Source organism: Streptomyces sp. CLCI03, from assembly GCF_053615355.1.
In genome coordinates this window covers 4,074,217-4,091,657 of record NZ_CM132132.1, presented here as the reverse complement: position 1 = coordinate 4,091,657, position 17,441 = coordinate 4,074,217, and the positions used below count along the sequence as shown (strand labels likewise).

General features: G+C 72.0%; 17 protein-coding genes and 1 pseudogene. 13 read left to right on the top strand and 5 right to left on the bottom strand.

All coding sequences use genetic code 11. The features are described from left to right. From ACWG52_RS18865 to ACWG52_RS18855, 3 genes are read left to right on the top strand one after another with little or no spacing between them, the layout of a single operon-like run. On the top strand, positions 1–1,263 hold the full coding sequence (locus ACWG52_RS18865; protein WP_389804291.1) for an ATP-grasp domain-containing protein: 1,263 nt from the start codon (positions 1–3) through the stop codon (positions 1,261–1,263). 37 nt (positions 1,264–1,300) lie between these two features. Further along, the gene (locus tag ACWG52_RS18860; protein ID WP_453129022.1) at positions 1,301–2,446 is read left to right on the top strand and encodes an NAD(P)/FAD-dependent oxidoreductase; all 1,146 of its coding nucleotides are present in this window, start codon (positions 1,301–1,303) and stop codon (positions 2,444–2,446) included. A 29-nt stretch (positions 2,447–2,475) separates the two neighbouring features. Continuing rightward, the gene (locus tag ACWG52_RS18855) at positions 2,476–3,453 is read left to right on the top strand and encodes an MmcQ/YjbR family DNA-binding protein (RefSeq protein ID WP_389804285.1); all 978 of its coding nucleotides are present in this window, start codon (positions 2,476–2,478) and stop codon (positions 3,451–3,453) included. Between the two features lie 50 nt (positions 3,454–3,503). On the opposite strand, the gene ACWG52_RS18850 is transcribed toward ACWG52_RS18855, so the two are convergent. After that, positions 3,504–4,883, bottom strand: coding sequence for an NB-ARC domain-containing protein (locus tag ACWG52_RS18850; protein ID WP_389804282.1), 1,380 nt, complete (start codon positions 4,881–4,883; stop codon positions 3,504–3,506). A gap of 431 nt (positions 4,884–5,314) precedes the next feature. On the opposite strand from ACWG52_RS18850, the gene ACWG52_RS18845 reads away from it, so the two are divergent. Next, the gene (locus ACWG52_RS18845; RefSeq protein WP_389804279.1) at positions 5,315–8,371 is read left to right on the top strand and encodes an AfsR/SARP family transcriptional regulator; all 3,057 of its coding nucleotides are present in this window, start codon (positions 5,315–5,317) and stop codon (positions 8,369–8,371) included. A 98-nt stretch (positions 8,372–8,469) separates the two neighbouring features. Here ACWG52_RS18845 and ACWG52_RS18840 read toward each other — a convergent pair whose 3' ends face one another. Together ACWG52_RS18840 and ACWG52_RS18835 are read right to left on the bottom strand one after the other, a co-directional pair. Beyond that, positions 8,470–8,649, bottom strand: a complete 180-nt coding sequence (locus ACWG52_RS18840; protein ID WP_453129021.1) for a hypothetical protein — start codon at positions 8,647–8,649, stop codon at positions 8,470–8,472. Positions 8,650–8,734: 85 nt separating this feature from the next. Then, positions 8,735–9,640: a hypothetical protein gene (locus ACWG52_RS18835; RefSeq protein ID WP_389804274.1), complete on the bottom strand. Its 906-nt coding sequence runs from the start codon at positions 9,638–9,640 to the stop codon at positions 8,735–8,737. Positions 9,641–9,838: 198 nt separating this feature from the next. On the opposite strand from ACWG52_RS18835, the gene ACWG52_RS18830 reads away from it, so the two are divergent. Then, positions 9,839–10,381, top strand: coding sequence for a LysM peptidoglycan-binding domain-containing protein (locus tag ACWG52_RS18830; protein ID WP_389804271.1), 543 nt, complete (start codon positions 9,839–9,841; stop codon positions 10,379–10,381). A 66-nt stretch (positions 10,382–10,447) separates the two neighbouring features. On the opposite strand, the gene ACWG52_RS18825 is transcribed toward ACWG52_RS18830, so the two are convergent. Then, entirely contained in the window at positions 10,448–11,155 is a 708-nt protein-coding gene (locus ACWG52_RS18825; protein ID WP_375934661.1) for a DUF5324 family protein, read from the bottom strand. Between the two features lie 147 nt (positions 11,156–11,302). Between ACWG52_RS18825 and ACWG52_RS18820 the strand changes: the two genes are divergently transcribed. Both ACWG52_RS18820 and ACWG52_RS18815 read left to right on the top strand, forming a co-directional pair. Beyond that, positions 11,303–11,830 carry a peptidylprolyl isomerase gene (locus tag ACWG52_RS18820; RefSeq protein ID WP_033214886.1) on the top strand — a complete coding sequence of 176 codons (528 nt, stop codon included), beginning with the start codon at positions 11,303–11,305 and terminating at the stop codon, positions 11,828–11,830. An 85-nt stretch (positions 11,831–11,915) separates the two neighbouring features. Further along, the gene (locus ACWG52_RS18815) at positions 11,916–12,797 is read left to right on the top strand and encodes a rhomboid family intramembrane serine protease (RefSeq protein WP_389804268.1); all 882 of its coding nucleotides are present in this window, start codon (positions 11,916–11,918) and stop codon (positions 12,795–12,797) included. 115 nt (positions 12,798–12,912) lie between these two features. Here the strand turns inward: ACWG52_RS18815 and crgA are convergent, their stop codons facing one another. Next, entirely contained in the window at positions 12,913–13,167 is a 255-nt protein-coding gene (gene crgA, locus ACWG52_RS18810) for a cell division protein CrgA (protein ID WP_033214882.1), read from the bottom strand. A 91-nt stretch (positions 13,168–13,258) separates the two neighbouring features. On the opposite strand from crgA, the gene ACWG52_RS18805 reads away from it, so the two are divergent. The 6 genes and pseudogenes from ACWG52_RS18805 to ACWG52_RS18780 all read left to right on the top strand — a co-directional run bounded on the left by ACWG52_RS18805 (position 13,259) and on the right by ACWG52_RS18780 (position 17,232). Then, positions 13,259–14,032: a DUF881 domain-containing protein gene (locus ACWG52_RS18805; RefSeq protein WP_375934655.1), complete on the top strand. Its 774-nt coding sequence runs from the start codon at positions 13,259–13,261 to the stop codon at positions 14,030–14,032. After that, the gene (locus ACWG52_RS18800; protein WP_390139332.1) at positions 14,004–14,771 is read left to right on the top strand and encodes a class E sortase; all 768 of its coding nucleotides are present in this window, start codon (positions 14,004–14,006) and stop codon (positions 14,769–14,771) included. Before ACWG52_RS18805 ends, ACWG52_RS18800 begins: the two co-directional genes overlap by 29 nt. A gap of 65 nt (positions 14,772–14,836) precedes the next feature. Continuing rightward, a complete protein-coding gene (locus tag ACWG52_RS18795) occupies positions 14,837–15,037 on the top strand; it encodes a hypothetical protein (RefSeq protein ID WP_389804969.1) in 201 nt (66 codons plus the stop codon). Next, the gene (locus ACWG52_RS18790) at positions 15,034–15,672 is read left to right on the top strand and encodes an aminodeoxychorismate/anthranilate synthase component II (RefSeq protein WP_030714081.1); all 639 of its coding nucleotides are present in this window, start codon (positions 15,034–15,036) and stop codon (positions 15,670–15,672) included. Before ACWG52_RS18795 ends, ACWG52_RS18790 begins: the two co-directional genes overlap by 4 nt. A 140-nt stretch (positions 15,673–15,812) precedes the next feature. Further along, positions 15,813–16,493 (top strand): annotated as a pseudogene (locus ACWG52_RS18785) (class E sortase); the annotation flags it as partial. Between the two features lie 13 nt (positions 16,494–16,506). Beyond that, positions 16,507–17,232, top strand: a complete 726-nt coding sequence (locus ACWG52_RS18780; RefSeq protein WP_453129020.1) for a class E sortase — start codon at positions 16,507–16,509, stop codon at positions 17,230–17,232. Positions 17,233–17,441 lie beyond the last annotated feature (209 nt).

Sequence of the window (17,441 nt, the reverse complement as noted above, 5' to 3'; positions counted from 1 at the left end):
ATGACGGACGACGACCGCACGACCGATGACGGCGTGGTGATCCTGGTCGGCAGCGGACAGCGCGCCTACCGCGAGTACCTGCTCGCGGGCGCCGCCCGGCGCCGCCCGATCTGGATCCTGGACGCCGCCGACCCGACCTGGCAGCAGGAGTACGTACGCGGCTCCACCACGGTCGAACTGCTCGACCGCGAACGCCTCGTCCCCGACACGGAGGGCCTGATCAAGGCCGCCGAGGCGGTGGCCGCCGAGCACCGCGTGGTCGGCGTGTTCAGCTACGACGAGACGCTCGTGGTGACCACCGCCCTCATAGCCGAGCGGCTCGGACTGCCGGGCCTGACCTCCCGGGGCGCCGACAACTGCCGCAACAAGCACAACACCCGGCAGCTGCTGACCACCGCGGGTCTTCCCCAGCCGCACTTCGCCTACGTGACCGACGCCGACACCGCCCTCGCCACGGCCGACTCCTTCGGCTACCCGGTCGTCCTCAAGCCCCGCGGCATGGGCGCGAGCATCGGCGTCATCCGGGTCGACGACGCGGCCGGCATCCGCGCCGCCTTCGAGGTCGCCGACGCCGCGAGCCGCGGCGGGAACAGCGACTACGAGGGCGGGGTGCTGGTCGAGGAGTGCGTCATGGGCCCCGAGATCAGCATCGACGGAGTGGTCTTCGACGGGGAGTGGACCCCGCTCTTCCTCGCGCACAAGGAAGTGGGCCTCGCGCCCTACTTCGAGGAGACCGGGCACGTGGTCAGCGCCACCGACCCGCTGCTCGCCGACGAGGAACTCCTGCGCGTCCTCGGGTCCGCCCACCGGGAACTTGGGATCGGCTACGGGATCACCCACACGGAGGTGAAGCTCACCACCCGCGGCCCGGTGATCATCGAGGTGAACGCCCGCCTGGGCGGTGACCTCATCCCCTACCTCGGCAGCCTCGCCACCGGCGTGGAGCCCGGGGAACTGGCCGCGGACGTGGCCGCGGGCGTGCGCCCCGCGTGGGACCCGACCGAGTCCCGCACCGTGGGGATCCGCTTCCTGTACCCGCCGCAGAACGGCACCGTCCGCTCGGTCGACGTACCCGCCACCTCGGACGTACCGGGGCTGCTGGAGACGAACGTGATGGTGGCGCCCGGAACGCGCCTGCTGCTGCCGCCGGAGGGCTACCTCAGCCGCTACGCCAACCTGATCTGCGCCGGAGACACCTTCCTGAGCTGCGAGGAGTCCCTCGCCAAGGCGGCCGCACTGACCACGATCGTCCTAGAGCGCTGACCCGTCGGCCCGAACGAAAACTGAAGGGAGGTGTGTGATGTCGACAAGGGTGACGGTAGTGGGTGGCGGAGTGATCGCCCTGCTCACGGCGGTCGAGTGCGTGCTCGACGGACACAAGGTCACGGTCGTGGACCAGGGCCCCATCCCGCACAGCAGAGCCACCTCTTTCGACCAGCACCGGATCCTGCGGGCCCTGCACCCGGCGGACCCGCGGACCACGGCGGCCGCACTGCGTGCGCACCACCGCTGGGTCGAACTGGAGGAACTGTTCCTGACGCGGTTCTACGAGCAGGTCGGCTCCCTCACCGTCCTGCCGCCCGCGGCCGCGACGGACGCGGCGGCGATGCTCGCCGACGCCGGCGGCCACGCCCGGGAACTGACGACGGCGGGTCTGGCCGACCGCTATCCGCATCTGCACGTGGGCGGCGGTCTCGGCGCGGTACTGGAGGACGAGGCGGGTGTCCTGCTCGCCGAACGGGTCCTCGCCGCCTGCGTCGGCTGGCTGAAGTGGCAGCGGGGCATCGAGCTGATCGAGCACCGGGCCGTGACCGCCGTCGACGGCGAGAGCGGCAGCGTACGGCTGGTGGACGGGCGGGTGCTGCGGAGCGACGCGGTGCTGATGGCCGTGGGCCCCTGGTCCCGGGACCTGTTGCCGCCGAACATCTCCGAGCGGCTGACCCTGCACCGCCAGTCCCTCCTCTACTGCCGGGTGCCCCGGCAGCAGTCGACGGCCTGGGCGGCCACCCCGGCGATACCGGCCCTCGGCACGGCCGGCGGAGCCTGGCTGATCCCGCCGGTGGCGGGCACGGCCCTCAAACTGACCTCGGCGACCGCCTGCCGCGAGGTGGACGCGATCACCGACCACGCCACCGACCCGTACTGGCAGCGCAAGCTGGAGAAGGAGTTCGGGGACGTCCTCCCCGGCTTCGGTCCGGCCTGGGTCACCGCGGCCAAGGACGCCTACTACTCGTCCTTCGCCGAGACCGGCGGCCCCCTGCTGGTCGCCCTCGGCGGCGCGGGATTCGCGTACGCGGCCTGCGGTGGCACATCCTTCAAGTTCGCGCCGCTCATCGCACGGTCGCTGGCCGACCGGCTGATCGGCAGGAGTCCGTCCCTGATCGGCCTCGGTGCGCTCGACGGGCCACCGCTGGACGTCCACACCCCGCAGCTCGCGGGTCTGTGAGCGGCGGCAGGATGAGCGAGGAGCGGGCAGTGGCGACGGTGGAGGACGTACGGCGGCTCGCGCTGAGCCTGCCGAGGACCGAGGAGCACCTGATCCGGGACCGGGTGAAGTTCCGGATCGGCGCCATCGTCTATCTCGCCCTGTCCCGGGACGAGAGCGAGCTGGGCTTCGCCTTCCCCAAGGAGGAACGGGCGGCGCTCGTCGCCGCCGAGCCGGAGAAGTTCTTCCTGCCCCGAGCGTCCGACCTGCGCTTCCACTGGGTGGAGGCCCACCTGGCGGCGCTGGACACCGAGGAGCTGACGGAGCTGGTCACCGAGGCCTGGCGGATGGTGGTGCCCGCCAAGGTCGCCCGCGCCCATCTGGATCCGCCGACCGCGCCGTCGCTCCCGCCCGCGCCGTCCCTGGCCGAACTGCGGGCCTCGGCGGAGGTGTTCAACGGTTTCGCGGGCGTGGACCGGAGCTGGCTCGCGTTCCGCGAGGAGACCGGCCATGCGCTGGACCTCTCGCGCGCCGCGCACCGCGGCGCCCTGCACCGCTGGCTGAACTCCTGGGGCTGCCGCATCCGTTACCCGCGCGAGGGCGAGCCCGACACCTTCGGCGCGGGGCTCGCCGCGTGGGCGGAGCGGCACGCACCCGCGCACGCGCCGCTGGCCCGCCTCACGCCGCGGGAGATCGCCGGGCTCGCCGCCGCCTACGAGGAACTGGCGGCGCTGCCGATCGGCCGCCGCAGCCTCGGTCCGACCGCCGCGGCCAAGGCGCTGTACGCGCTGCGGCCCGACTCGGTCATGCCGTGGGACGCGGCCATCGCGCAGCGGCTGCACGGGGCCCGGGACCGGGCGGCCTTCGCCCGCCACCTGGAGCTCGGGCGGAGCTGGGCGCGGGCGGTGCTGGAGGAGAGCGGCGGCCTCGACGAGGCCGCCCTGTGCGCCGAGATCGGCCGTCCCGGGGTGTCCCTCGCCAAGATCCTCGACGAGCACCTCTACGTCACGATCACCCACGCGGCCTGAGCCGGCGGCGGCGCGCCGTCCCCGGGGCCTGGATCGTGATCGGGGTCGGCCTACCTCGGCTGCCGCGCGTGCGCCTGGCCCCGTGCGGCAGCCGGCGCGGGGGCCGGGTCCTCCTCCGTCGGGTCCGGCTGCGTCAGCGCGTACGCCCGGGCCATCGGCGTCAGCCCGTACTGCCCCGGCAGGTCCGAGTGGTCGAGCAGCCCCGCGTCGAGGAGCCGTTCGAGGAGGTCCTCCACCGGCTGCGCGGACCGCTCGACCAGCATGGCGAGGGCGTCCGCGGACTCGTACACCACGTTGTCCACGGAGGGCGGGTTGTCGGAGCCGGCGAACTGGCGCAGCATCAGGCGGGCCCACGGGGTCAGCAGCCGGTAGGCGCTGTCGAGGCGGGTGCTCAGCGCGTCGTCCCCGATCTGCAGCCGGGCCAGGAAGCGGCCCGGTGCCCGCTGCCCGTCACGCCCCTGGTGGCCTACCGGTCCGCCGGGACCGTCGCCGAGCAGCTCGGACACGGAGTCCTGCAGCATCCACTCGGGGCGGGCCGCGATGCGCCGGCCGGCCAGGTTGAGCGCCAGCGGCAGGTCGCCGCAGGCGTCGGCGAGGCGCAGGCAGGCGCGCGGCTCGTCACCGACCCGGTCGCCGCCGAGGAGCTGGGCGAGCAGCTCCATCGACTCGTCGCGGTCCAGTGCGGGGAGTCGGATCCGGCCAATTCCGTCGAGGCCCAGTAGACGCGATCGACTGGTGATGATGACGCGGCTCTCGGGTGCCGCGACGAGAAGTTCCCGGATCTGTCGCTCGTGCTGGACGCCGTCGAGCACCACGAGCAGCCGCCGGCGGTTCAGAAGCGATCGGTACAGGCCAATTCTCTGACCGGGATCGTTCGGGATCCGGTCGGTGGGGATGCCGAGCGCCTCCAGGAAACCGCCCGCGATGCCGGCGGCGTCCTTGCGTCCGTCCGCGGCCGGGTCGAGGTTCGCGTAGAGCTGCCCGTCGGGCAGGTTCACGGCGAGTTCGTGGGCGAGCCGCAGGGCGAAGGCCGTCTTGCCCACACCCACCTGACCGCTGATCACCAGCGGCGCCGCGAGGCGCTGTCCGTCCGGCGAGGGGGCGGTGAGCGCGCGGGCCCGCTGGAGCAGCTCACGCCGTCCCACCAGGGGATGAGCCTCCATCGGCAGCTGTGAGGGCGGCGGCAGCACGGCGCGTACGTCGGCCGCCCGCAGCTCGTTCTCCTGGTGCTGCTGCACCGCCTTGACCGCCGGACGGGCACTCCCGTCGTCCCCGTCGGCGCGTGCCGCCTCGTGCCAGCGGCGCTCCCAGCTGGCGCGGTCGCCGCCGCAGGCCTCGGCGAAGGCGAGGGCCACCTGAAGGGTGGGGAGGCGGTAACCGGCGGCCGCGTCGGAGAGCACGGACGCGGAGAACATGGCACGGGTGGCCATGTCACGGTATCCGGGACTGCCGGCCGCGGTCCGCAGCCTGCGCAATTCCCGGGCGAACGCGGTGACTGGTCCGGCATCGGGGGCCAGTGGTCTCTCCAGTCTTCCCACAGCCTGCTCCTTCGGTACTCGCTCGATGTGCTGCCTGCTCCGGGCCGCCCATGAACTGTCCGTGTCGCCCTTCCTGATCTGCTACCGGATGCTTACCGCGTGCAAGGGGGAACCCCTATGATCCGGTTGACATGGCCTGGCCAGGGGTCGTGTTCATTGGGGGTGGATGTCCGATGCCGGGGGCGGATGCGGAGTCCGGGGAGAGACGCGGCGCGAATCCTGCGGGGGGCAGGCTGCGCTTCAACGTGCTCGGATCGCTTGAGGGATGGTTCGGCGAGGTACGGCTGAGGTTGGGGGGAGCGATACAGGAACGGGTCCTGTGCATGTTGCTCCTCGAAGCCGGCCGGGTGGTGCCCGTGGCCCGCCTCGTCGAGGCGACCTGGGAGAAGGACCCGCCGGTGACCGCGGCGCACCAGGTCCGCAAGGCGGTCGCCGACCTACGACGGCGCGTACCCACCGGCACCGAGGTGATCGCCACCGACGGGCCGGGGTACCGCGTGGTGGTGGCGGACGACCAGGTCGACCTGTTGGAGTTCGACGCCCTGACCAGGGCGGCGGGCCAGGCCCTGCGCGAAGGCGGGCGGTCCGCGGCCGCCGAGGCGCTGCGGTCCGCGCTCGCGCTGTGGCGGGGGTCGGTGCTGTCAGGCACCGGCGGACCCGTGATCGAGGCCGCGGCGACCGCGCTGGAGGAACGCCGGTTGGCCGCCGCCGAGCAGTTCTTCGACCTGTGCCTCGCCCTGGGCGAGAGCGGCGAGCTCATCTCGGGCCTGCGCGCCCTGATCACCCAGCACCCGCTGCGGGAGACGCTGCGCGGCCAGCTGATGCTCGCCCTGTACCGCTCCGGGCGACAGGCCGAGGCGCTCAAGGAGTACGGGGAGGTCCGCGAGCTGCTCGTGGACGAGCTCGGGATCGACCCCGGCCCCCGGCTGGCCAAGCTGTACGAGGCGATCCTGCGGGACAGCCCCGAGCTGGCCGCGCCCGAACGGCCGGCGCCGGTCACGGTGGCGCCCGTACGTCCGGTGCCCGAACCGGCGGCCGCCGTGGATCCGGTGCCCGAACCGGCCCCTCCCGTGACCGCGGTGTCCGAGGGCGCGGCGCCCGAGGCCCCGACCCGTACCGAGGCGGACCGGGAAGGGGAGCCGGGAACGCGCACCGCGCCTTTCGACGCCCCGTGCACCCTGCCCTACGACCTGCCCGACTTCACCGGCCGCGCCAAGGAGCTGGCCGAACTCTTCGACTACGTGCGGGACGAGGGCCGCGGCAGCGAGCGCTACGCCCGGATCGTGGCCGTCGACGGCATGGGCGGCATGGGCAAGACCACCCTGGCGGTGCACGCCGCGCACCGGCTGGCCGACCGGTATCCCGACGGGCAGCTCCACATCGACCTGCACGGATTCACCCCGGGCCGCGAGCCCGTGACGCCGGCCGCCGCGCTCGACGGGCTGCTGCGGGCCCTCGGTACGCCGGGCGACCGGATTCCCGAGGACCTGGAGGGGCGCACCGCCGTGTGGCGCTCCAAGCTGGACGGCCGGCGGATGCTGCTCCTGTTCGACAACGCGGTCGACGCGGCGCAGATCAGGCCGCTGCTGCCGGCCTCGCCCGGCTCCCTAGCCCTGATCACCAGCCGCGGTCGGCTGCTGGATCTCGACGGCGTCGAGTGGGTGTCGATCGGGATGATGGAGCCCGAGGACAGCACCAGCCTGATGGCGGAGACCCTGGGGACCACCCGGGTGGCCGCCGAGCCGGGGGCCTCCGCCGAACTGGCCGAACTGTGCGGGCACCTGCCGCTGGCGCTGCGGATCGCGACCGCCCGGCTGCGCAACAGGCCGCGCTGGACGGTGCGTTACCTGGTCGAGCGGCTGCGCGACGAGAAGCGCCGGATGGACGAGCTGAGTTCGGGGGAGCGCAGCGTCGCGGCGACGCTGCGCCTGTCCTACCTGGCGATGGACGAGGAGTACCGGACCGCGTTCCGCATCCTCAGCCTGTACCCGTGCGCCGGGACCGACGTCCATTCGGCGGCGGCGCTCCTCGGGACGACCGTCCGGGACGCCGAGGACGCCCTGGAGTTCCTGCTCGACGTGCATCTGGTCCAGCAGCCCGACATCGGCCTCTACACCTTCCACGACCTGGTGCGCAGTTTCGCCCAGAGCCTGCGGGGTCCGGCGACGGCGGACGACGACGCGGCGGCGGTCGAGCGGCTGCTCAGCTACTACATGACGACCTCGGACGCGGCCTGCGAGATGCTGTTCCCGGGTCGTGAGCGCCGCCCCACCGGCATCCCGCCGTACCAGGGCGAACGCCCGCGCTTCCGGGACGCCGAGCAGGCCGTGAGCTGGTTCGACCGGGAGCAGGCGGGCCTGCTGGCCGCCGTGTCCCTGGCCGAGCGGTCCGGCCACGACCGGTACGCGGCCTGCCTGAGCCGCAACATCGGCTTCCACCTGCACTCGCACGGGCAGCTCGACGAGTTCTGGAGCGTCGGCCACCTCGCGGTGGCGGCGGCCCGCCGACTCGACGATCCGGCGCTCCTCGGCATCAGCCTGGCCAATCTGGGCGCGGCCTGCTGGAAGCTGGGCCGCTTCGAGGAGGGGCTGGAGGTCGCCCGTGAGGCGCGCGACACCGCGGTCCGCGCCGGGGACCGGCACACCGAGGCGAACAGCGAATCGACCATCGGGCTGCTGCTGTCGATGCTCGGGAGGTACGGGGAGGCCCTTCCCCTGCTGGAGCGGTCCGTGACGGCGGCCCGGGAACTGGGCAATCTGCGCGCGGAGTCGGAGAGCCTGACCACCCTCAGCACGTTGTACGAGCGGTGGGGCCGCTATCCGGAGGCGGCCGCGGCCGCCCGCCGGGCGATCGAGATCGACCGCGACCTCGGCTACCGCAGCAACGAGATCATGGCCTTGGCCGACCTTGCCTTCGCGCAGGTGGGGCTCGGCGAGTACGCGGACGCCGACGCCGGCCTCAAACGCGCCCGCGACCTGTGCGACGAGACCCGGTCGCCGGGCGACGTGGCCCTGGTGCTGGCGTTGTCCGCCCAGGTCGCGCACGAGCGGGGCGACGCCGCGCAGGCCCGCGCGTTCGCCGAGCGCTCCTTGGCCCTGGGCCGCACCAGCGGCGCCCCGATCAGGCTCGCCAAGGTGGAGAACGTGCTGGGCCGGCTCCACAGGGCGTGGGGGGAGCACGAGGTGGCGCTCGACCTGCACGCGCACGCCCACAAGCTGGCGGAGCCGATGAGTTTCCGCGCCGAGGAGGCGTCCGCGCTGGTGGGCATGGTCCACGCGGCCGAGGCGCTCGGGGACCTTTCGGCCGCGGCGGGGTACCGCGTGGCCGCCGAGGAGTTATTCGACTTCATGGGCCTGCCGGCGCACCGGCGGGCGTACTGAGCGGCAGAGCGGCGCGCGACGCGAAGTGCCCCGCACCGAATCCGGTGCGGGGCACTTCGCCGTGAGGGGCACTTCGCCGTGCGCGGCGAGCGGCAGGACTAGCGGGGGGACGGGGTCGGCGTCGGGGCCGGGGGGGCGATCCCGGGACCCTTGTCGTCCGCGAGGACCTGGTAGCCGGAGGGCTGACCGGCGTCCACCGGGCCGCTGACCGTCGCACCGACTCCGATCGCCAGAGCCACCGCGATGATTCCGATCAGGCCCGCCGGCTTGCTGCGCATGTGTGGAACCCCCTGGTGTGTACCCGGTGCGGCTCCCGTGTGGTGCGGTGGCCGCTCTCGACAGACCAAAGAGTGGCCGAGGGTCTTACCGGTCCGTTCCCCTCTCGATACCGCCCGTGGTCGTGCTGCGGGAACGGCTGTTCCCGGCCTGTTCCCGGTCCGGTTCCGTGGCCGCCGCGATACGTGATCCCCGCGCTCCGACCAGCACATCCGTCCGCGTGGTGCCCGATTCGTACCCGGCGAGATCCAGCAGGGCGCGGACGGTCGCGCGGATCTGGGCCTGCTCCGCGTCGTGGAGCGGCGGCGCCGTTCCCTCGGGGGCGATGTCGGCGACGAGGTGCATCCCGTCGACGGTCAGCGTCTCCACCCTGAACTTGGCTCCGGTCAGAAGCTCTTCGACGAGATAAGGGGCCGAGTGCCGGGCGGTGACGGCCTGTTCGGCCCACCGGGCGAGCGCGGGACGGTCGTGCACCGGAACGGTCCACCAACAACCGGATCTGTCGGCCGACTTGATGACCACGGGCAGCGGGAAGTCCTCGGCCAGCGAACAGGCCTCGGTGACGGACCGGGCCTCGTGGGCCCGTACCGCGGAGGTCCGGCTCTCGTTGAGGATCCGCCGGATCGTGACCGCGTCCGGCAGGGCGCGGGCCGGCTTCCCGCCGTCGGCGGACAGCTCCCGCACCACCTCCTCGGCCGCGGCCGCGGCCCCGCTGCCGAGACCCTTCTCCAGATCGCTCGCGAGGTGGAGGACCTGGCCGATCCCGTGCCGTCGGACGGTGTCCGTCAGCACGGTGCGCAGTGCGTCCGGGTCGTCGAAGTCCACCCGGAGGAGGCGTTGCGGGGGCAGCTCGGCGGGGAGCCGCGCGTTCGGTGGGTGGGGTCCGGGATCGGACACCACCCAGACGTCCAGGCCCGCCACGAGCGCGGCGCGCACGAGCCCGGGTCCGGGCCTGACCAGCACTACCCGCTCCGCGGACTGTCTGATGATCACAGAAATCTCCTCCATCGTGTCCCACGATGGTGTCGCCGGGCCTTCCCGGTCCCTTCCCGCCGCGTTCCCGCGTGGGTCGGGGCCGGGGCCGGCGTGTCCCCCGGACGGCCCCGTCGCAGGGCCTTCGGACGCCCGGTGCAGGACAGTGGAAGAAGGGCACGATCCCAGGGGGGACCAGCACGCCGGAGGCGTACAGACATGGGACTCTTCGACTTCCTGAAGTCCGACAAGCACAAGGCGCACGACGCCGCCGAGAAGGCGAAGGAGCAGGTGCAGCAGCAGGCGGGCGAGACGCGGAGGCCGCCCGCGGGTTCGGCGGCCGACGCCGCGTCGGCCACCCGGGCCACCGCCGAGCGCATGGCGGCGGCCGCGCCGCCCAGGCCCGCCCCCGCGACCCCGACCCCCACGTCCGCGGCGCACAAGGCGGTGCCCGCCGCTCCCCGGCCGACCGCGATGCCCAAGCCCGGGGCCTTCTCCCCCGCCGCGCCGGGCGCCATGCACACGCCGACCCCGCACTCGGCCGCGCACAAGGCGGTACCGGCGGCCCCGACGCGGGGGCCCGGGTCCGCCGCGAAGAAGCGCACGTACACCGTCCGGGCCGGCGACTCGCTCCCCGCGATCGCCCGTCAGGAACTGGGCAACGAGGCCCGCTGGCGTGAGCTCTACGCGATGAACAGGGGAGCCGTCGGCCCCAATCCCGACCTCATCCGTCCGGGCACGGTGCTCACCCTCCCCGGCTGACGCCCCGCGGACGCGGAAGGGGCCCGGATCCTGGTGACAGGATCCGGGCCCCTTCCCGTGCGCCGTTCAGAGTTGCCTGTCGTCGGGGCCCGACTCGGCCTCGCGCTCCTTCTCGGCCAGCTCCTCGTCGAAGCCGGTCGGCGCCGCGTCGCGCGCCGACAGCTCGGTGGCCGCCGGCGGTTCGACGAGCCAGTCCGGATTCGACTGCTGGTCCCACCACTTCCACACCGCGAAGGCGGCCGCCGCCAGTACGCCGACCAGTGCGGCACCGCGCAGGATCTTTCCGTTGCGCTCGCGCCGGTGATGACGTCGCACCAGCTTCTGCACTTCCTTGGCGGTCACCTGGCCGCGCAGCGCCGCGATGGCGGCGGTCGACCGGGACGCGGCCTCCTCGGCCACCGGTGTGGCGGCCGCGATCGCGCTCTCGATCTTCGGCTGGGTGTATTCGGCGGCCTGCCGTGCCGCCCGGCGCGCCTGCGTCGCCGCCCGGTCGACGGGCTCCGGCACATGGGCCCGCGCCGCCTTGAGCCGGGGATGCAGATGGCAGTCGTAGGTCGAACGGGCGTGCTGGGCGGCGCTGGTCGCCGCGTACGACACCTTGGGTGCCAGCCGCTCGTTCGCTTCCTGGGCGTAGTGCACCGCGGCTTCCTTGGCGGATTCCGCGTACGGTGCCACCACTTCCGTCGCGTGCCGCACACTCTCCCTGGCGCTCTCGGCTGCCAGGCGCATGCTCTCCTTGCCGGTCACGGGATCCTCCTCCTCGGTGGCGGACACAGTTCACCTTTCCACCCTTTGTCGGATCATGCCTGCCATATCGCGGACAGGCATGCGTGACAGGGCATACGGGTGGAGGATTTCAGTGCTGCGGAGCGCTCCGTGCGACCATCTGGACCGACAGTGATGACTATGGAAGGCAGATCCGTGGCCGAGAAGCTCTACGCCACCCTGAAGACGAACCACGGCGACATCGAGATCGAGCTGCTGGAGAACTTCGCCCCGAAGACCGTCAGGAACTTCGTCGAGCTCGCCACGGGCGCCCGGGAATGGACCCGCCCCACCGACGGCCAGAAGACCACGGACCCGCTGTACGACGGCACCGTCTTCCACCGTGTCATCAGCGGCTTCATGATCCAGGGCGGTGACCCGCTCGGCAACGGCACCGGCGGCCCCGGCTACCGCTTCGCGGACGAGTTCCACCCCGACCTGGCCTTCACCAAGCCCTTCCTGCTCGCCATGGCCAACGCGGGCCCGGGCACCAACGGCTCGCAGTTCTTCATCACCGTCGCGCCGACCGCCTGGCTGACGCGCAAGCACACCATCTTCGGCGAGGTCACCGACCCGGCGAGCCAGAAGGTGGTGCAGGCCATCGCCGCCGGCCCCACCAACCCGCGGACCGAGCGCCCCCTGGACGACGTGATCATCCAGTCCGTCGTCGTCGAGAAGCGCTGACGCCCGGGAACCTTCCGGCCCCGCCCGTCCGTACTGGATACGTACCGGCGGGGCAGCCCCGCCTCGCCGCTGACCGAGGGAACCGATGGACACCGACCGTCTGCCGGGCTGCTACCGCCACCCGGACCGCGACACGGGGATCAGCTGCACCCGCTGCGAGCGTCCCATCTGCCCCGAGTGCATGATCAGCGCCTCGGTCGGCTTCCAGTGCCCCGAGTGCGTCCAGGCGGGCTCCGGCACCGGGCACCGGCCGACCGCGAACGCGCCGCGCACCATCGCGGGCGGGGTGGTCGCCGCCGACCCCCATCTGGTCACCAAGATCCTCATCGGGATCAACGTCCTGGTGTTCCTCGCGGTGCTCGCCGACCCGGCGCTCGCGGTCCGGATGGAGCTGATCGGTCGGTACCGGGAGTTCGCGTACCTCGTCGGGCCCGTCCGGGGAGTTTCCACAGGCGAGTACCACCGGCTGTTGACCTCGGTGTTCCTGCACATCGAGTGGTGGCACATCATCGGCAACATGATCGGCCTGTGGGTGATCGGCGGGCCGCTGGAGGCGGCGCTGGGCCGGGTCCGCTATCTCGCGGTCTTCCTGCTCTCGGGCCTCGGCGGCAGCGCGCTGGTCTATCTGCTGAGCGAGCCGAACGTTCCGACCCTCGGTGCCTCCGGCGCGGTCTTCGGCCTGCTGGGTGCGACCGTCGTCCTGGCGAAGCGGCTGCGCTACGAGATGCGGCCGGTGATCGTCATGGTCGTGCTGATGCTGGTGTTGACCTTCGTACCGCTCGGTGGCGCGCTCACGGTGTCCTGGCAGGCCCATGTGGGTGGCCTGGTCACCGGAGCGCTGGTGGGTCTGGGCATGCTCATGCCCACCGCCGGCCGGCATCGCGCACTCGTCCAGTGGGGCACCTGCGCGGTGGCCTTCCTGCTGGCCGCGACGCTGATCCTGATCCGCACCGCGGAACTCACCTGATCACACCGGCGTCAACTCTCCACAGAGTTATCCACAGATCTTCTGTCTTTTCCTCAGGTGTGGATGACGCTGTGGATAACTCATGGGGAGAGCTTCCCTCAGGGGCTTTCGGGTGCTACTTCCACTGCGTGGATACGCCGAATCCGGCAGCGATGAAGCCGAAACCGACCACAATGTTCCAATTGCCCAGCGACTCGATCGGCAGCTGGGTCTCGGTCACGTAGAACACGACGATCCACGCGAGTCCGATCAGGAAGAACGCCAGCATGACCGGGGCGACCCAGCTGCGATTCGTCAGCCGGATGTTCTGCGGCTGCCGGGTCGGCGGCGGCGTGTAGTCGTCCTTCTTGCGGATACGTGACTTCGGCACGAGGGGCTCTCCTGTCGATGCGCTGGGGACCTTGCCTGCCCCGGGCGTCCGTTAGCGTAGTGGACCTGTGGCGTTGAAGGAGAAGGGTACGTTGAGCAATTCAGACGACTCCTCCGCGGGTCCCCGTCGCCGGGCCAGGCCGGTCCGGCTGCTGACGGCCGCCGTCTTCGCCCTGGCCGGGCTGCTCTTCGTCACCAGTTTCAACACCTCCAAGGGTACGAACATCCGGACGGACGCCTCACTCCTGAAGCTGTCGGACCTCATCAAGGAGCGCAGCCAGGACAACGCGGAGCTGGAACAGAGCACCGCGGCCGTACGCGGACAGGTGGACACCCTCGCGGAGCGTGACGACGGCAGCACCAAGGCCGAGGACGCCAAGCTGGCCGCCCTGCGCGCCGCCTCCGGCACCGAGGAGCTGACCGGCAAGGGCCTGACGGTCACCCTCAACGACGCCCCGCCGAACGCCACCGCCCGTATCCCCAACGTGCCCGAGCCGCAGCCCAACGACCTGGTGATCCACCAGCAGGACCTGCAGGCCGTGGTCAACGCTCTGTGGCGCGGCGGTGCCCAGGGCATCCAGGTCATGGACCAGCGGCTGATCTCCACGAGCGCGGTGCGCTGCGTGGGCAACACCCTGATCCTCCAGGGCCGCGTCTACTCGCCCCCGTACAAGATCTCGGCGGTCGGCGACCCGGGCACGATGAAGAAGGCCCTCGCCGCCTCCCCGGCCCTGCAGAACTACCAGCTGTACGTGAACGCCTACGGGCTCGGCTGGAAAGTGGACGAGCACAAGGCGCTGACACTTCCCGGCTACTCCGGCACAGTGGACCTCCACTATGCGAAGCCGGTGGCGCCCACCCCGTGATCGGGTCCGTCCTGACGTCGTACTGCGCCTGGTGGTACGGACGTTCAGCGAGGTGTGCCTGACGGCGGGCACCCTCATCGTGCTCTTCGTCGCCTACGTCCTGCTGTGGACCGGGGTCAAGGCCGACCGGGCCATGGACGGGGAGAGGGACCGGATGCGCGACCGCTGGGCGGCCGCCCCGGCCGCCGCACCCCTGCCCACGCCCTCGCAGGCCCCCTCGCAGGCCCCGCCTGCATCCGCGCCGCCGACCGCGTCGCCCGAGCGGCATCCCGCCGGCCGGGCCTTCGCCGAGATGTACGTCCCGCGCTTCGGCCGGGGCTGGGTCAAGCCCGTCCTGGAGGGCACCGACCCCGAACTGCTGAAGAAGGGCCTCGGCCACTACGCCGCCACCGCCCCCCTCGGCGCGGTCGGGAACTTCTCGGTGGCCGGCCACCGGCGTACCTACGGGGACCCCTTCAAGGACTTCCCGCGCCTGCGTCCGGGCGACGTGGTGATCCTCAAGGACGCGAGCACCTGGTACACCTACACGCTCCGCTCCGCGCCCCTGCGCACGCTGCCCACCGATGTCGCCGTGGTCGACCCGGTCCCGGAGAAATCGCCGTTCCGGGCGCCCGGCCGCTATCTGACCCTGACGACCTGCGATCCGGAATGGGGCCACAGCCACCGACTGGTCGTCTGGGCGGAGCTGACCGGGACGCGCCCCGCGGCCCAGGGGCCACCGGAGGGTTTGTCCGGGTGACCCACCCTTTCGGGCCGCTGCCTTTAGTCTGTTCGCGTACCGCCCCCGCGGTGCGTTGAACGAACGTGGACGAAAAGGAATCGGGCGGCATGTACGGCTGGATCTGGCGGCATCTGCCGGGAAACGCGTGGGTCCGCGCGGTGATCTCGCTCGTACTGGTCCTCGCGGTGGTCTTCGTGCTGTTCCAGTACGTCTTCCCGTGGGCCGAGCCGCTCCTCCCGTTCAACGATGTGACGGTGGACGAGGGATCGGGAGCCACTCCGTGAGCGCGCGCATTCTGGTTGTGGACAACTACGACAGCTTTGTCTTCAACCTGGTCCAGTACCTCTACCAGCTCGGCGCCGAATGCGAGGTGCTGCGCAACGACGAGGTCGAGCTCTCGCACGCGCAGGACGGCTTCGACGGCGTGCTGCTGTCCCCCGGCCCCGGTACGCCGGAGGAGGCGGGCGTCTGCATCGACATGGTCCGCCACTGCGCGAGCACGGCCGTCCCCGTCTTCGGCGTGTGCCTCGGCATGCAGTCGATGGCGGTCGCCTACGGAGGCGTGGTGGGTCGGGCGCCCGAGCTGCTGCACGGCAAGACCTCGCCCGTGATCCACGAGGGGCTCGGGGTGTTCGAGGGCCTGCCGTCGCCGTTCACCGCGACCCGCTACCACTCCCTCGCCGCCGAGCCCGGGACCCTGCCGGACGCGCTGGAGGTCACGGCGCGGACCGAGGACGGGATCATCATGGGCCTGCGCCACCGGGAGCACGACGTCGAGGGCGTGCAGTTCCACCCCGAGTCGGTGCTGACCGAGTGGGGTCACCGGATGCTCGCCAACTGGCTGGTGCGGTGCGGTGACGCGGGTGCCGTGGAGCGCTCGGTGGGGCTGGCCCCGGTGGTGGGCAAGGCCGTCGCGTGACCGCGGTCGCGCCGTCCGCGCCCACGCAGGGCCGGGCCGCGCGACGCAGGGCCGCTCAGGAGGCCGCGAAACAGGCCGCCCGGCGCAGCCGCAGGCGCGGAGGCAGGCGGCGCAAACGGCCGGCATCGGGCGGCCCGGTGGTCGTCGCGAGCCGACTGGGCGGAGAGCTCTTCATCACGCTGGGCCTGGTGATGTTGCTGTTCGTCGCCTACCAGCTCTGGTACACGAACCTGCTGGCGGAGCGGGTGGCCGACGGCGCCGCCGGCTCCCTGCGGCAGAACTGGGAGAGGGATCCCGGCGGCTCCGGGGCCGCCGCACCGACCGTCACGGCCTTCGAGCCCGGCCAGGGCTTCGCGATCCTGCACATCCCGAAGCTGGACGTGAAGGTCCCGGTGGCGGAGGGGATCAGCAAGCCCAAGGTGCTCGACAAGGGCATGGTCGGGCACTACGGCGAGGGCGCGCTGAAGACGGCGATGCCGGCCGACGAGCAGGGCAACTTCGCGCTGGCCGGGCACCGCAACACCCACGGGGAGCCGTTCCGCTACATCAACCGGCTGGTGCCCGGGGATCCCGTCGTGGTCGAGACCCGGGACGCCTACTACACGTACGAGACGACCTCGTCGCTCGCACAGACCCCGCCGACGAACGTGGCGGTGATCAAACCCGTGCCCGAGGGTTCGGGATTCACCTCCCCGGGCCGGTACATCACGCTGACCACCTGCACCCCGGAGTTCACCAGCACCTACCGGATGATCGTATGGGGCAGGATGACCGATGAACGCCCCCGCAGCCAGGGCCCACCGCCCGCGCTGACCAGTTAAGGACGAATCAGCAGTGTCTCGTGCCCGCCGCCGCGCCGCGGCCCCGCCCGTCGGCAACCGCAGTGTGCTCGCGGGATTCCTGAGCCTGCTGGGCGAGGTCCTGATCACCGTGGGCCTGGTGCTGGGCCTGTTCGTGGCCTACTCGCTGTGGTGGACGAACGTGCTCGCGGACCGGCAGGCGTTGGCGCGCGGGGACGAGATCCGCCGGCAGTGGCAGGCCCCGTCCCCGCAGGCCGCCGGGCCGGGGGCGCTGGACACCCAGGACGGCGTCGGCTTCCTGCACGTACCGGCGATGCGCAACGGCGAGGTGCTCGTCAAGGCGGGGACCGACCCGGACGTCCTGGACGACGGCGTGGCCGGGTACTACACCCAGCCGGTGAAGTCGGCCCTGCCGTGGGACGAGAAGGGCAACTTCTCCCTCGCCGCGCACCGGGACGGCCACGGGGCGAAGTTCCACAACATCGACAAGGTGAAGAACGGCGACGCGATCGTCTTCGAGACCCGCGACACCTGGTACGTCTACAAGGTCTTCGCGGAGCTGCGCCAGACCTCGAAGTTCAACACCGACGTGATCAACGCGGTCCCCAAGGACTCGGGGAAGACCGCCCCCGGCCGGTACATCACGCTCACCACCTGCACGCCGGTCTACACGTCGAAGTACCGGTACATCGTGTGGGGCGAGCTGGTCCGCACCGAGAAGGCGGACGCGAAGCGGACCCCGCCGGTCGAACTGCGCTGAGCGCGCGGAACCCGCTCGCCCCGGTGCCGTCAGGGCCCCGCAGTGCCCCTCTGGGAGGCGCCGGCGCCTCCTGGGCCCCAGGAGGCCCACCCGTCCCGGATACGGCCGCAGGCGGCCGTACAGCGGCGTGACGCACGAAGGTCCGGCCTCCTTCCCCGGAACGGGAGGAGGCCGGACCTTTCGCTCGTGCCGGTGGCCCGAGCCACCAG

What these genes read in the sequence shown, in the direction of transcription:
- ACWG52_RS18860 (WP_453129022.1), top strand. Translation starts at nt 1,301, where the DNA reads ATGTCGACAAGGGTGACGGTAGTGGGTGGCGGAGTGATCGCCCTGCTC.
- ACWG52_RS18845 (WP_389804279.1), top strand. Translation starts at nt 5,315, where the DNA reads ATGTTGCTCCTCGAAGCCGGCCGGGTGGTGCCCGTGGCCCGCCTCGTC.
- ACWG52_RS18840 (WP_453129021.1), bottom strand. Translation starts at nt 8,649, where the DNA reads ATGCGCAGCAAGCCGGCGGGCCTGATCGGAATCATCGCGGTGGCTCTG.
- ACWG52_RS18815 (WP_389804268.1), top strand. Translation starts at nt 11,916, where the DNA reads ATGGACACCGACCGTCTGCCGGGCTGCTACCGCCACCCGGACCGCGAC.
- ACWG52_RS18850 (WP_389804282.1), bottom strand. Translation starts at nt 4,883, where the DNA reads ATGGCCACCCGTGCCATGTTCTCCGCGTCCGTGCTCTCCGACGCGGCC.
- ACWG52_RS18865 (WP_389804291.1), top strand. Translation starts at nt 1, where the DNA reads ATGACGGACGACGACCGCACGACCGATGACGGCGTGGTGATCCTGGTC.
- ACWG52_RS18800 (WP_390139332.1), top strand. Translation starts at nt 14,004, where the DNA reads ATGCGAAGCCGGTGGCGCCCACCCCGTGATCGGGTCCGTCCTGACGTC.
- ACWG52_RS18830 (WP_389804271.1), top strand. Translation starts at nt 9,839, where the DNA reads ATGGGACTCTTCGACTTCCTGAAGTCCGACAAGCACAAGGCGCACGAC.